The sequence below is a fragment of the Pseudoalteromonas sp. APM04 genome (assembly GCF_022809815.1).
Lineage (GTDB): Bacteria > Pseudomonadota > Gammaproteobacteria > Enterobacterales > Alteromonadaceae > Pseudoalteromonas > Pseudoalteromonas marina.
In genome coordinates, this window is sequence record NZ_CP094441.1 from 1,504,524 (window position 1) to 1,517,330 (window position 12,807).

A 12,807-nucleotide genomic window follows, 5' to 3' on the forward strand; every position below is an offset into this window, starting at 1 on the left:
TATTAAGCTGCTGAGGCAGTTTTAACTGTATGTACGCATGGGCGATTAGTTAACTGTGCGGCACGATGGTAGATGTCGTGTGCATTTGGTTCATCGCATTGTGTACCACTAAGCGTATCCATTAAAGCAACAACAATGATTGCAGGAACCTGGCAGCAATATTCATCAAGTACCGCTTCAGTTGTTTGCGCATCCACATGACAGTGCGGATGGTTTTGCAGTTGGTAAGCGTTCAATAGTGTTTGTACTTCAAGTACATCGTTTGGTTGGTGCTTAGTTTTACGACAAGTACACCCAAACTCATCAACTAATGTCGCCAGTGTTTGGTAAACATCTGTTGTTTGTAATGTTGCTTTAGAACATAACTGCTCTTCAATGAACTGATGTAAGTTAGCGTCGATGAATAACCCGTCTTGGCGTGTGAAAGAAGCTGTTGTCATAATAAATACTCTTAGTTTGTTGGCTTAACTTCACTCTAGCGCTAACTGTATTATTAATGAAATTGTTGTTTTCAATAACTGATATTGATTAGATCAATATTAAGTTTTATTCATTTAATTTACGCTAAATTTATCGGCTTCTTTTTTTATTTAATTTGGTGCAAAAAATAAATAAATGCACAAAAGTGGTACAAATTTCAGAAGAAGGAGTATAGGGTTTTTTGTTAAGTTATTGAATTAATTTAAAATAAAAAACATGGTATCGGCTTTGCAAATTATTAATGAGTAAGGTTACTCCCCTTGCTAAGACTTATACGACTCCAAAGCAAAACATCGAGACACTCACTTTATTAAAGTGAGTGTCTCGATGTTTTATTTATTGAAAAATTAGTTTTTAAACGTTGTGTTTTTCTTACCTCTCACCTAGCCCGTCATTTTTAGTATGTATTTACTAGCAAATTGAATGTGTGCTTTTAGATTTTTCAGTATTTTTTGAAAAACGTAATGGATATTTTAAAATTTACCTATCTGCTACTGTTTTAGCGAACTCAAGCATTTCGCGGCGTAACCATTGATGCGCTGGCGCATGGTGAAGCAGTGGGCTCCATATCATTTTTACCTCAATAGGCACTATTTGAAACGGGGGTGGACTTATTACTAAGTTAGTATGTGTTGTTAATAGCTTAGCTTGCCTACGTGGTAATGTCGCCACCAGTTGCTCTGATTGACAAAGTAAACTGGCAATCATGTAGTGGCGGGTAAATACCCTAATTTTACGTGTTTGCTCTAACTGCCAGAGTGCTTCATCTACCCAGCCTAATTTTTGTTTACCTGACTTATTAGTTACTGCGGCTTCAGGGCCCCAACCAGCCCGGTTTACCCAAATATGTTCTTTTTTGAGGTAATTATCGAGTGTGGCGTTTTGTAAAAAAGTATTCTTGGGGTGTGTTAAACAGCAGTAGTTATCGCGCCATACTGTGGCTTGGTGAAACGATCGCGGTAATCCGTTAAAGCGATTAATAGCAAGGTCTATGGTGCCTTTTTCCATGTCTTGTAAGTTAACATCGCTTGGGCTTAAAACGTCAAAATTAATACCTGGATTTTTATTTAATTGCGCTGTTATAAATGGCGCAATTAACGTTGACTCTAAATAGTCGTTTGCCATTATTCTAAAGGTTATTTCAGCCGTAGCGGGGTTGAATTGCTCACTGGGTTGAGTAATTGCTTCAGCCATTTTTAATAATGATTCTATTTCGGGTTTAAGTAGGAGTGCTTTAGCTGTTGGGGTCATTGACCCTGCAGCGCGAACAAGAAGCGGATCTTCAAATAAATCGCGTAATCGCTTTAATGCATTACTCATTGCCGGTTGTGTTAGCGCTAATTTATTGGCGGCTTTAGACACACTTTTTTCGTCTATAAGCACGTTTAAATAGACGAGAAGGTTGAGATCGACGTTACGTATATTCATTAGATCAATCTTATTTATTTGCTGTATTAATTATCTAAATTAAAGCCTGCTTGTTAAGGTGTAAACAATTAATAAAAAATAACCGCCATAACGGGTAAAAATATAAGTGTTGTTAACATGCCAAATACGTTAATCGATGATTCAAATAATGCTCTTCAAAAGGTGATTGCAACTAAGCTTGCACGTGCTGTACTTGCAGGGTTTGATGCGATGTTTGCTGAGTTTTTAAATATAACACTTGGTGCACAAAGTCGGTTTGAGCAGCGCCAATATCATGATGTACAGCGTGCAATGCGCGATCGGTTACAAGTTTATGAGCGCCAAGTAAAAAATGTGAGTGAAGCGGTTAAAATAATTGCTTATGAAGAACTAGACTGCCCACACACATGGCAACTAGCTAAAAGTATTTATGGGGATATGGTTGAGCACCATGAGAATAAACCCATTGCGCATACTTTTTTTAATTCAACATTTGGTGCTATTTGGGACGATAAAAAAATTCGTACAGTGCATTTATTTGTATTAAAAGCCAAATACCGAAGTGAACCACGCTCATTTGAAAGTTTAGTAAGTAGAATATCGCTTCAAAATGGGTTTGAAACCGCAATTTCACAGCTTATTACTACGCAAATGTTTAGAGTTCCGTTCTGCCAATTAAATGCCGATTTAAAGCGTTTACAGCAAACCCTAATGCAAGGTGCTAAACATCAATGTAAGCAGGTCTATGAACTGATAAATTTAAACGACGGGTTTATTGAATACGCAAACTCGTTATTTTTTAGAAATAAAGCCTGTTATTTGATTGGCCGTTGTATCGCTAAAAATGGCGATAACATGCCGTTTGCTATTGCTATTTTAAACACCGAAAAAGGCTTAAGAATAGATGCGGTTATGATGGGCGCCGATCAATTAAGCTTGTTATTTGGCTTTGCCCGTACATATTTTATGGTAGATACAGACCAACCCGCGCGTTATGTTGATTACCTCAGTGTACTTATGCCGCATAAAAAGCGTTTTGAATTATTTAACGCTATTGGCTTTATTAAACACGCTAAAACCGAGTTTTACCGCTACAAGGTTGATACCACTAAAAACAGCCCCGCAAGTTTTAAATATATAAACGCACCTGGTACACCTGGCATGGTTATGCTGGTATTTACTATTGAAGGCTCAGATTATGTATATAAAGTAATAAAAGATAAATTTAGTGCACCAAAAACCGCAACTAAAGCACACGTAAAAGAAAAATATAACTTTGTGAAGCAAGCCGACCGAGTAGGGCGATTGGTAGATACGCACGAGTTTAGGTATTTAGCGTTTGATTTGAGCCGCTTTAGTGAAGAACTATTAACGCAGATGAAAACACACATTGATAGCAGTTTAGTTATATCGGGCAAGGCACTTATTTTAAAACATGTGTATGTTGAACGAAAAATGACACCTCTTAATTTATATATTAACCACTGCGATAAACACGCATTGGACCATGTGATGCTTGATTATGGAAAAGCAATTAAAGATTTAGCTGGGGCGAATATATTTCCAGGTGACATGCTAATGAAAAACTTTGGCGTTACTCGCTGGGGGCGTGTTGTGTTTTATGACTTTGATGAGATTTGCCAACTAACTCAGTGTAATTTTAGAGATGTACCTCAAACACAAAATGCATTAGAGGAGTTAAGTAGTCATTCTTATTTTGATATTGATGAAAACGATATATTTCCCAGTCAATTTAAGGTTTTTTTTAGCGCAAATGCTCATGCATTTGAGTGTTTTAACAACCACCACAGTGACTTATTTACAACAACCTATTGGCAACAGTGCCAGCAGCAAATACAAAATGGTTTTTTACCTGATGTTTACCCGTACAAGCAAAGCTGGCGGTTTAAATAGAAATAATTACCCCCATGTCTAAAGTACAACTTTAGTTAAAGCAAAGGAGTGGTAATGAAATATATTTCCCATGAAAGCGGAAACCTTGCCTTTAGTGATACCCGTAAACCGCAGCTAAAAAATTATGAAGTGCTTGTTAAAGTGGCTGCAATTGGCGTGAATCGTGCTGATTGCATGCAACGCCAAGGTAAGTACCCAGCCCCAAAAGGTGACAGCCCAATTTTAGGTTTAGAGTGTGCAGGCACTGTGGTAGAGCTGGGTAACGAAGTTGATAAAAGCTGGCTCGATAAACGTATTTTTACACTGTGTGCAGGTGGCGCTTATAGCGAATATGTTGCGGTAGATACTAAACAATTAATGGAACTACCTGATGATGTAACTATGGTTGAAGGTGCTGCCATAAGCGAGGTGTATTTAACTGCTTTTGGTGCATTATTTGAGCTTGGCAAGCTACAACATGGGCAAACGGCATTGATACATGCAGGGGCCAGTGGCGTAGGTGGTGCCGCTATTCAAATGGCAAAAAGTGCAGGAGCAACAGTTGTTATAACCGCAGGTTCTGATGAAAAATGCCAACACGCTAAGTCGCTGGGAGCAGATCATACAATTAACTACAAAAACACAGACTTTGTAGATTACATGCAAAGCCGTAATTTAACCGCTAATGTAATTGTTGATCCCGTTGCAGGCAGTTATTTAAACAAAAATGCACAAGTTGCTGCCATGGATTGCCAAATAATTATGCTTGCCTTTTTAGATGGGCGTTTTGCTGAGGTTGATTTTGCAGCCCTGTTACGTAAAAGGATTTCGTTTCATGCGTCAACCCTTCGTAACCGCAGTATTGATTTTAAACGCCAACTAAGAGATGACTTAGTAGAACGCTTTTACAACGACATAGCATCTAAAAACTATGACTTTAATGTGTACAAAACGTTGCCATGGACACAGGCTCAAGAGGCACATGCAATATTAGAGCGCAACGAAAACGCGGGTAAAGTCGTATTGCTTGTAGAATAACGCTTTATTTTACACGTTATGCCCATATAATTCAGTCATACACACGTTATTATAAAACCAAGGTTAAAAATGAATCCAATAATTGCAATTTTAAAAGAACATAATGTAAGTGATGAAAAAGTAAAAGCGTTATTGGAGGCGTTTACACAAAACCCAATGATGGCTATGGCGCTTGTACAGGAGCTTGGCATACCGCCTGAAAAGCTTCAGCAATTAATGGCTGTTGTTATGACACAACCACACTTAATCAAAGAAGCTACCGATGAGTTAGGTTTAGACTTTGAAAAAGTAAAAGAAGCGAAAGAAAAGCTTAATCAGTAATAAGGTCTAAGTATTCGTTAAAAAGAAGCATAAGCTTACGTTTATGCTTCTTTTTTTGTACATAATTTTTACTGCTTATTTTTTTGGAAGAAGAACAGTGTCAATTACATGGATTACGCCATTACTTGCTTTAACATCTGGCATCATCACGTTAGCGTCGTTTACCATCACACCCATGCTTGTTTTAATCATTACCGACTGCCCCTGGAGTGTTTTGGCGCTATCTAACTTAGCCACCTCTTTTGCCATTATTTTTCCAGCGACAACATGGTAGGTTAGCACTGCCGTTAACTTCTCTTTGTTTTCTGGCTTTAACAGCATTTCAACGGTACCCTCAGGTAACTTTGAGAAAGCGGCATCAGATGGTGCAAAAATAGTGAATGGTCCTTTGCCTTTTAGAGTATCAACTAAACCGGCTGCTTTTACGGCTGCAACAAGTGTTGTGAACGAGCCATTTTCAACCGCAACATCAACCACATCTTTCTTCATGCCATGATGGTTGGCTTGCGCAGAAAATGAAAACCCTATGCTTGCGGCGGTAATTAAAATTGCGGTGGTTATCTTCTTAAACATGTTAGTTTCCTTTAAGTTAATATTTGCTAAATTCCTAAGATGCTACGCTGCTGAAAATTTAATCGATCAAAAACGTTTTTTGGTCAAACATCTTTTGTTACATCCTTTTTTGAACTGCTAAAGCGCTGTTAGGTCATACCATTACTTGATCAATTAAAGGGAGCAGTTATGAAAGTGCTTTATAAATTTTGGAAAAATAATCGTTCACTCATTGTATTTATTGCCTTAATGAGTGTGTTTAGAAGTGCAGTAGCCGACTGGTATGAAGTGCCTACGAGCTCAATGAAACCTACAATTGAGCAAGGAGATAGAATTTTAACAGACAAAATGGCGTACGACTTACGAGTGCCTTTTACGCATATTTCTTTGCTTAAAATTAACGAACCACAGACAGGGGACATTATTGTATTCGACTCACAAGCGGCAGATAACCGGTTAATTAAACGTGTTATTGGTGTGCCTGGTGATACCGTTTCTTTAGTAAATAACGAATTAATTATTAATGGCAAAAAGCTTAACTACGAACATGTGCAAAATAATATCGATTCGGTTGATAAAGTAGAGATATTAAACGGTAAGAAGCACACCATTAGGATAGCAAATGTACCATCCCAATTAGCTGGCTTTGAAATGATCACCATTCCAGATGATTACTATTTGGCAATGGGGGATAACCGTGACAATAGCGCAGACTCTCGCGTAATTGGTTTAATCCCTCGTGGTGAACTACTCGGAAAAGCAAATAAGGTCATTGTTTCGCTTGATTACGATAATTACTACATACCAAGAAAAGAGCGTGTTTTGCTCTCTTTAAACTAAGTGCATTTAGATTTGTTTGAACAGAGTATTAAGTATTTGATGTAATTTAAGTTTGAACAATACCTAGTGATTACAGCAAATTAAAGACCTTTAATCAGTGGGTATGTCAGTTAAATGGTCATGAACTAACTGGGTAAGAGCTTGCTTGTCAGCGTGGCTAGTAATCACTTTTGAAAAATCACTACTAATGGCTACACCGCAAGCCCCTGCGTCAAACCACTGAGTAATGTTATTTAAATTTATCCCGCCAACGGGCATTAAATTGGCGCTATCAAATGGGCCTTTTAATGCCTTAAAATAGTCAATCCCCATGCTACCTGCTGGAAATACCTTAATAATATCCGCATTATACTCAATCGCGTTAGCGATATCTGTTGGCGTTAAAGCCCCCATTAAAACAGGTAAATTACACTGATGGGCAACTGACACAATACGCTTATCAGTATTAGGGGTTACTATAAACTGTGCACCCGCATTAATGGCTCGTTGAGCTAGTTTAGTATTTGTGATGGTGCCTGCACCCACCAAAATATGTTGATGACGAATACGTGCATTTTTAATTTCTTGCTCAAACCCTGGTGTATTAGAGGTGATTTCAAGCACTTTTATACCAGCCTCAACTAAGCAATCGACAAGTGGTGCAACATCTGATTGTTTTTTTAATCGAATAATAGCCACTATTTTGTGCTTTAAAATTTTGTTGCGAGTTACAGTCTTTTCTTGAGGAACTGTGCTAGGCATTGTATTACTTTTTTATTATTTATTGGTCGATGGTACAAAAAATCGATAAAAGTCGCAAATAGGATAAAATAACATATAAAAAAACCGCTGAGAGTCAGCGGTTTTTTTATTCATATGTGTAAATTTACATTACACGCATTCCAGGTTCTGATCCGTCGTCAGGATTAAGAATATAAATTTCTTTTCCGCCAGGGCCTGCAGCAAGTACCATACCCTCAGACATACCAAAACGCATTTTACGCGGTTTAAGGTTTGCAACCATTACTGTTAGCTTACCTTCAATATCTTCAGGAGCGTATGCTGATTTAATGCCTGCGAATACTTGACGCGTTTCGCCGCCTAAATCAAGGGTTAGCTTCAGTAGTTTGTCGGCGCCTTTTACATGCTCTGCTTTTGCAATTTTAGCAACACGAAGGTCTACCTTTGCAAAATCGTCAAACTCAATTTCTTCGCTAATAGGTTCTTTTGCAAGAGGGCTATTTGGATCAATTGTTACTTTAGGCTCTAGGCTTTCTTTAGATTCTTCAACCATTTTGTTTACTTTGTCCATTTCTACGCGTTGCATTAACGGTTTAAATTTATTGATTGAGTGGCTTACTAGTGGAGTTTGTACTGCATCCCAAGCAAGATCATCGTTTAAAAACGCTTCTACGTTTTGGGCCATAGCCGGTAGTACTGGTTTTAAATAGGTAATTAAAACACGGAACAAGTTAAGGCCAAGCGAACACACATCGTGAGCTTCTTGTTGCTTAGTTTCGTCTTTAATTAATACCCATGGTGCTGCGCCATCAATAAATTGGTTTGCTTTGTCGGCAAGGGCCATAATTTCACGAATTGCGCGACTGTATTCACGGTTCTCAAAATGGGTGGTAATACTTGGCGCAGCAGCTTGGAACTCTTCGAGAAGCTCTGGTTGCATAATGGTTGCGCTTAATTTTCCATCAAACTTTTTGGTAATAAAGCCTGCGCAACGGCTCGCTATATTAACGACTTTACCAACCAGATCTGAATTAACACGTTGTGCAAAGTCTTCTAGGTTTAAATCAAGATCGATAATACCGCTGTTTAATTTTGCAGCGTAATAGTAACGTAAGTATTCTGGATTTAGGTTGTCTAGGTAGGTACGCGCTTTAATAAACGTGCCCTTTGACTTAGACATTTTTTCGCCATTTACAGTAACGAACCCGTGTGCAAATACGTTAGTTGGTTTTCTAAATTTAGCGCCTTCTAGCATGGCTGGCCAAAATAAGCTGTGGAAGTAAATAATGTCTTTACCAATAAAGTGGTAAAGTTCTGCTTCTGAGCCTTCAGCCCAAAATGCGTCAAAATCAATCCCTTTTTTATCACACAGGTTTTTAAAGCTGGCCATGTAACCAATTGGCGCATCTAGCCATACGTAAAAGTATTTACCTGGGGCATTTGGAATTTCGAAACCAAAGTAAGGCGCATCACGGCTGATATCCCACTGTTGTAAGCCGTCAGTAAACCATTCGTCTAGCTTGTTAGCCATTTCTTGTTGAATAGTACCTGAGTGTAGCCATTCTTTGAGCATGCCTTCAAATGCTGGTAGGTCAAAAAAGTAATGCTCAGAATCTTTTAGAATAGGCTCGGCACCTGACATAACAGAGCGCGGGTTTATTAATTCGGTTGGGCTGTAAGTTGCGCCACACGAATCACAGCTATCGCCATTTTGATCTTCAGACTTACACGTTGGGCAAGTACCGGTTACAAAGCGATCAGGTAAAAATATGCCTTTTTCAGGATCAAACAATTGCGAAATAGTGTGCTTTTTTATATGGCCCGCGTCGTTTAAGCGGTTGTATATTAATTCACTAAATTCTTTGTTTTCTTGGCTATGCGTGCTGTGGTAATTATCAAACTTAATGTTGAAATCAGCAAAGTCGCGTTGGCGTTCAATGCTCACATTTTTTACCATTTCTTCAGGTGTGATCCCTTGCTTCTGTGCATTAAGCATGATTGGTGTGCCGTGGGCATCGTCTGCGCAAACATAATACGTTTCATGGCCTTGAAGTTTTTGAAAACGTGACCAAATATCAGTTTGAATATATTCCAATAAATGACCTAAGTGGGTTGGGCCATTTGCATAAGGTAATGCGCTGGTAATCAGGATCTTTCGCTGTGCCATAATCATTCCGAATTGAGGATAAAATACCGTTTTTACTATTTAAACGGCTGTTATCATTAATTTATCTATAAACAGGTGGCTATGCGCGCACACTGCTTATGGATTTTTATTAATTGACTGGTGTTAATGACCTGAATGTTACATAATTCCGAGGCACTTTTCATCAAAGAAACGCTATTTAATTGCTATGTTTGGACTGTCGAAACTTTTCTCTTCTAAATCGGTGCAAAAACAACCGATTATTGCTGCTTTAGCGGCTTATCGCAGTGCGGCCTTTGCCGTAGGAATTGACGAAAGCTTTATTGAGTCAATTTCTGAAAACGACGATAAATCATTACAAATTAGTCTTACTTTACCTTTTGCTGCGCAATCAGAAATCCCCCTTGTAGAGCAGCATGTCCGTGATGTTTTAAATATTGAAATTTCAATAAAGGCTAAGGTTGATATCCAAGAGCCTGCAAAGTTTAAAGGAATTAAACATATTGTACTTATTGCTTCAGGTAAAGGTGGGGTAGGTAAATCGACTACAGCTGTTAATTTAGCGGGTGCATTAAAAGCTGAGGGAGCAAAAGTTGGTATTTTAGACGCTGATATTTATGGTCCTTCAATACCAATGTTGTTGGGCCTTGTTGGTGCTGAGCCAAAAACAAAAGATAACAAACAATTACTACCGTTTGATGCCAATGGCATTAAAGCCCAATCTATCGGCTTTTTAGTACCCAGTGATGACGCAACAGTATGGCGAGGCCCAATGGCATCGGGTGCACTTAGTCAATTACTGAACGAGACTGATTGGGGCGAGCTCGATTATTTAATTGTAGATATGCCCCCAGGTACAGGTGATATACAACTTACCATGAGTCAAAAAGTACCTGCCAGTGGGACTGTTATTGTAACTACGCCTCAAGATTTAGCACTCGCTGATGCCCAAAAAGGCATTGCAATGTTTAATAAAGTAAATGTGCCAGTACTTGGTTTGATAGAAAATATGAGCCATTACGTTTGCAGCCACTGCGGTGAGGCAAACCATGTATTTGGCAAAGAGGGTGCACAAAAACTAGCCCACAAGCATGGCGTTCCGGTACTTAGCCATATTCCCCTTGCCATTGATATTAGAGAGTACTCTGAGCAAGGAAAACTTATTGCTAGCGATAACGATGCGGCAATAAGCAAAACATACAGCGCAGCAGCTAGGCTTATAGCCAGCACGCTATATTATCAACAGCATCACAACAGCATAGAAATTGTGATTACAGAAGATTAAAAGCATGAGACTTTCAGATACACATATTAAAGAACACTTAAAAGATGGCCGAATAGTTATAGAGCCTGCTCCGAGTAGTGAGATGATATCGGGTGTGACAGCAGATTTACGTCTTGGTAATAAATTTAGAACGTTCAATGCCCATAATGCAGCCTACGTTGATTTAAGTGGTCCAAAGGATCAACTCAATAAAGCCATGGAATCAATCATGAGTGAGGAAATTGAGCTTGCAGACGGTGAAGCGTTTTTTTTACATCCAGGTGAACTCGCACTTGCAATCACTTATGAAAAAGTAACGCTACCTGCCGATATTGTAGGGTGGTTGGATGGGCGCTCATCGCTTGCGCGTTTAGGTTTGATGGTGCATGTAACAGCACACCGAATTGATCCCGGCTGGAGCGGTAATATTGTATTAGAGTTTTACAACTCAGGAAAATTACCCTTAGCGCTGCGCCCAATGATGAAAATTGGCGCTATGAGTTTCGAAATGCTCTCAGGGCCTTGTGAAAACCCGTATAACATTCGTAAAGATGCTAAATACAAAGACCAGAGTAGCGCAGTTGCAAGTCGCATAAGTGATGAAAACAGCTAAACCTTATCGGGTAAATTATGAAGCGCATAACCCAATAGTTGAAAATAGTGGTTAAGCGCTTTATTTGCCTTGGTGGTATGTTGTGCTGGTGGGTATATTAAATTACTGGATTGCAAACCGCCCACCAAAAAACTGTTTTTTATATTTGGGTGTGCGTATATACAGGCTTCAAAACAGCGAGCTGCAATTTCTTCAGGCATACTCATATAATTCATATTATGGGCTTGGTCGTGTTTAATACATGCTTGCACAAATTCATTGGCATTTTCGCCACTTGCATCTAAAAATACTTCTTTATAAAAGCTGTTCAGTGCGTCATTGAGTGGGTGCGTTAAATTTGGTGTATTTGAAAGCCAAAGCTTTGAAGCAAATCCATAGCGTGGTTTTACTTTAAATAAATGTTCACTAATGTGGTGATCGAATGCATGAAACCACTCATGCGCGAGCGCACCACCGCCCGCATTTTTAGCAAGTGCTAATGTTTGACTGCCTGCATTGTAATGCGCTTGCACACCTTTTTGACCACCGTGCCCAAATGCAAAATTTAACTTTCCGCGCAGACCAATTGCTTTAGGTGGTAAGTGCAGTATTTGCGCCAGGTCGGCCAGCGCATCGTAAATTAAATTAGCGCTAATATAGCGTTCTTCTTTGGTTACCCATTTACCAACGACCATTGATCTGAACCCAAACGTGGTTCTTATATCGCTAAAATCAACTTGGTCATCAAAGCGATAGTCGGGGCCTTGACGAGTAAATCCTCGTTTTAATCTATTTGGGTAATGTCGCATCTGTTTATCAAAAGCTAAATTTAATTTAAGTAACGTGCTTTTACGTGCTCAGGCATATGTTGGGTTTGTTTATTAATTAATTCTTCTAATAAAGTAAACAAAGGCTCTGGGTTTAAATGTTCTATTAAGCTTAAGCTATGAGCAACGGCTTCAAGTGTAGAGAGGCTATCGTCACGGGGCGCTTTACGTATTGTATAAAGATTTTTAGGTGGTTTATTAAAACTCACTGTTCTAAATTGATTGAGTGCAGGGGTGAGTTGTAAAATTTTATAGGCTTTTTTCCATGTTCCATCGATCACAATTAAATGAGTGATGTGTTTATGGTTTGTAGAGTTTGGTTCATCTAGGTAGGTGGCATTTTCGTTTGGGTAAAGCAGTACTGTTGATTCTTTTGGCAAACTATTTAACATACTAAAGTCAGCACTGTTTTCACCTTTGATGATTTCGCAATCAATTAGACTTAAGTCGAGTAATTTAGCCGTGTTTTTTGCTATTTTTTCTTCGCTGGGGTGTTGTAGAATAATAACTTTAACTTTGTTAGTTATTGTTTCAATAGCGCTGCATACACAGGTATTAAGCGCAAAATTACAACGAGTACAAAGAATGCGTGCCATTTTAAAAATTTTCTCTCTATTATTAACTTGTAAATTATACATTTATGAAAGCAATTAAGTTGGTTTTTTTTCATTTATCAATATACAGTAGTTATATCAAATACAATGAACATGGATAGTTGAAGGAATTA

At 38.6% G+C, this 12,807-nt stretch carries 13 protein-coding genes; 6 read left to right on the top strand and 7 right to left on the bottom strand.

The window, feature by feature from the left end:
- Positions 1 to 2: 2 nt before the first annotated feature.
- Together MTP24_RS07120 and MTP24_RS07125 are read right to left on the bottom strand one after the other, a co-directional pair.
- A complete protein-coding gene (locus MTP24_RS07120) occupies positions 3 to 440 on the bottom strand; it encodes a hypothetical protein (RefSeq protein WP_006792199.1) in 438 nt (145 codons plus the stop codon).
- A 520-nt stretch (positions 441 to 960) separates the two neighbouring features.
- The gene (locus MTP24_RS07125; protein WP_203986932.1) at positions 961 to 1,908 is read right to left on the bottom strand and encodes a LysR family transcriptional regulator; all 948 of its coding nucleotides are present in this window, start codon (positions 1,906 to 1,908) and stop codon (positions 961 to 963) included.
- A gap of 117 nt (positions 1,909 to 2,025) precedes the next feature.
- Here MTP24_RS07125 and aceK point away from each other — a divergent pair, with 117 nt between their 5' ends.
- The 3 genes from aceK to MTP24_RS07140 all read left to right on the top strand — a co-directional run bounded on the left by aceK (position 2,026) and on the right by MTP24_RS07140 (position 5,139).
- The gene (aceK, locus tag MTP24_RS07130) at positions 2,026 to 3,801 is read left to right on the top strand and encodes a bifunctional isocitrate dehydrogenase kinase/phosphatase (RefSeq protein ID WP_243533426.1); all 1,776 of its coding nucleotides are present in this window, start codon (positions 2,026 to 2,028) and stop codon (positions 3,799 to 3,801) included.
- 54 nt (positions 3,802 to 3,855) lie between these two features.
- Positions 3,856 to 4,818: a zinc-binding dehydrogenase gene (locus MTP24_RS07135; protein WP_203986937.1), complete on the top strand. Its 963-nt coding sequence runs from the start codon at positions 3,856 to 3,858 to the stop codon at positions 4,816 to 4,818.
- A 69-nt stretch (positions 4,819 to 4,887) separates the two neighbouring features.
- The gene (locus tag MTP24_RS07140; RefSeq protein ID WP_243533428.1) at positions 4,888 to 5,139 is read left to right on the top strand and encodes a DUF2999 family protein; all 252 of its coding nucleotides are present in this window, start codon (positions 4,888 to 4,890) and stop codon (positions 5,137 to 5,139) included.
- A gap of 75 nt (positions 5,140 to 5,214) precedes the next feature.
- Here MTP24_RS07140 and MTP24_RS07145 read toward each other — a convergent pair whose 3' ends face one another.
- Positions 5,215 to 5,712 (bottom strand): fasciclin domain-containing protein, encoded by a 498-nt coding sequence (locus MTP24_RS07145; protein WP_203986938.1) that lies wholly within the window; start codon positions 5,710 to 5,712, stop codon positions 5,215 to 5,217.
- 168 nt (positions 5,713 to 5,880) lie between these two features.
- Here MTP24_RS07145 and lepB point away from each other — a divergent pair, with 168 nt between their 5' ends.
- A complete protein-coding gene (gene lepB, locus MTP24_RS07150) occupies positions 5,881 to 6,531 on the top strand; it encodes a signal peptidase I (protein WP_052242862.1) in 651 nt (216 codons plus the stop codon).
- Between the two features lie 90 nt (positions 6,532 to 6,621).
- Here the strand turns inward: lepB and MTP24_RS07155 are convergent, their stop codons facing one another.
- Both MTP24_RS07155 and metG read right to left on the bottom strand, forming a co-directional pair.
- A complete protein-coding gene (locus tag MTP24_RS07155; RefSeq protein WP_138740012.1) occupies positions 6,622 to 7,272 on the bottom strand; it encodes a bifunctional 4-hydroxy-2-oxoglutarate aldolase/2-dehydro-3-deoxy-phosphogluconate aldolase in 651 nt (216 codons plus the stop codon).
- A gap of 124 nt (positions 7,273 to 7,396) precedes the next feature.
- Positions 7,397 to 9,418 carry a methionine--tRNA ligase gene (gene metG / locus MTP24_RS07160; protein ID WP_058429002.1) on the bottom strand — a complete coding sequence of 674 codons (2,022 nt, stop codon included), beginning with the start codon at positions 9,416 to 9,418 and terminating at the stop codon, positions 7,397 to 7,399.
- 187 nt (positions 9,419 to 9,605) lie between these two features.
- Between metG and apbC the strand changes: the two genes are divergently transcribed.
- Complete coding sequence (apbC, locus tag MTP24_RS07165) at positions 9,606 to 10,682, top strand: iron-sulfur cluster carrier protein ApbC (RefSeq protein ID WP_243533430.1); 1,077 nt, start codon at positions 9,606 to 9,608, stop codon at positions 10,680 to 10,682.
- A gap of 4 nt (positions 10,683 to 10,686) precedes the next feature.
- Positions 10,687 to 11,274, top strand: coding sequence for a dCTP deaminase (dcd, locus tag MTP24_RS07170; RefSeq protein ID WP_006792188.1), 588 nt, complete (start codon positions 10,687 to 10,689; stop codon positions 11,272 to 11,274).
- Here dcd and MTP24_RS07175 read toward each other — a convergent pair.
- Positions 11,271 to 12,062, bottom strand: a complete 792-nt coding sequence (locus tag MTP24_RS07175) for a CLCA_X family protein (RefSeq protein ID WP_243533432.1) — start codon at positions 12,060 to 12,062, stop codon at positions 11,271 to 11,273. The two genes, dcd and MTP24_RS07175, sit on opposite strands and share 4 nt — an antisense overlap.
- Before the next feature lie 20 nt (positions 12,063 to 12,082).
- On the bottom strand, positions 12,083 to 12,676 hold the full coding sequence (locus MTP24_RS07180; protein ID WP_243533434.1) for a tRNA-uridine aminocarboxypropyltransferase: 594 nt from the start codon (positions 12,674 to 12,676) through the stop codon (positions 12,083 to 12,085).
- Between the last annotated feature and the right edge of the window lie 131 nt (positions 12,677 to 12,807).

Excerpts from the sequence above, each read along its gene's own strand:
- MTP24_RS07155 (WP_138740012.1), bottom strand. The coding sequence starts at position 7,272 with ATGCCTAGCACAGTTCCTCAAGAAAAGACTGTAACTCGCAACAAAATT.
- MTP24_RS07120 (WP_006792199.1), bottom strand. The coding sequence starts at position 440 with ATGACAACAGCTTCTTTCACACGCCAAGACGGGTTATTCATCGACGCT.
- lepB (WP_052242862.1), top strand. The coding sequence starts at position 5,881 with ATGAAAGTGCTTTATAAATTTTGGAAAAATAATCGTTCACTCATTGTA.
- aceK (WP_243533426.1), top strand. The coding sequence starts at position 2,026 with ATGCCAAATACGTTAATCGATGATTCAAATAATGCTCTTCAAAAGGTG.
- apbC (WP_243533430.1), top strand. The coding sequence starts at position 9,606 with ATGTTTGGACTGTCGAAACTTTTCTCTTCTAAATCGGTGCAAAAACAA.
- metG (WP_058429002.1), bottom strand. The coding sequence starts at position 9,418 with ATGGCACAGCGAAAGATCCTGATTACCAGCGCATTACCTTATGCAAAT.
- dcd (WP_006792188.1), top strand. The coding sequence starts at position 10,687 with ATGAGACTTTCAGATACACATATTAAAGAACACTTAAAAGATGGCCGA.
- MTP24_RS07175 (WP_243533432.1), bottom strand. The coding sequence starts at position 12,062 with ATGCGACATTACCCAAATAGATTAAAACGAGGATTTACTCGTCAAGGC.
- MTP24_RS07140 (WP_243533428.1), top strand. The coding sequence starts at position 4,888 with ATGAATCCAATAATTGCAATTTTAAAAGAACATAATGTAAGTGATGAA.
- MTP24_RS07145 (WP_203986938.1), bottom strand. The coding sequence starts at position 5,712 with ATGTTTAAGAAGATAACCACCGCAATTTTAATTACCGCCGCAAGCATA.
- MTP24_RS07135 (WP_203986937.1), top strand. The coding sequence starts at position 3,856 with ATGAAATATATTTCCCATGAAAGCGGAAACCTTGCCTTTAGTGATACC.
- MTP24_RS07180 (WP_243533434.1), bottom strand. The coding sequence starts at position 12,676 with ATGGCACGCATTCTTTGTACTCGTTGTAATTTTGCGCTTAATACCTGT.
- MTP24_RS07125 (WP_203986932.1), bottom strand. The coding sequence starts at position 1,908 with ATGAATATACGTAACGTCGATCTCAACCTTCTCGTCTATTTAAACGTG.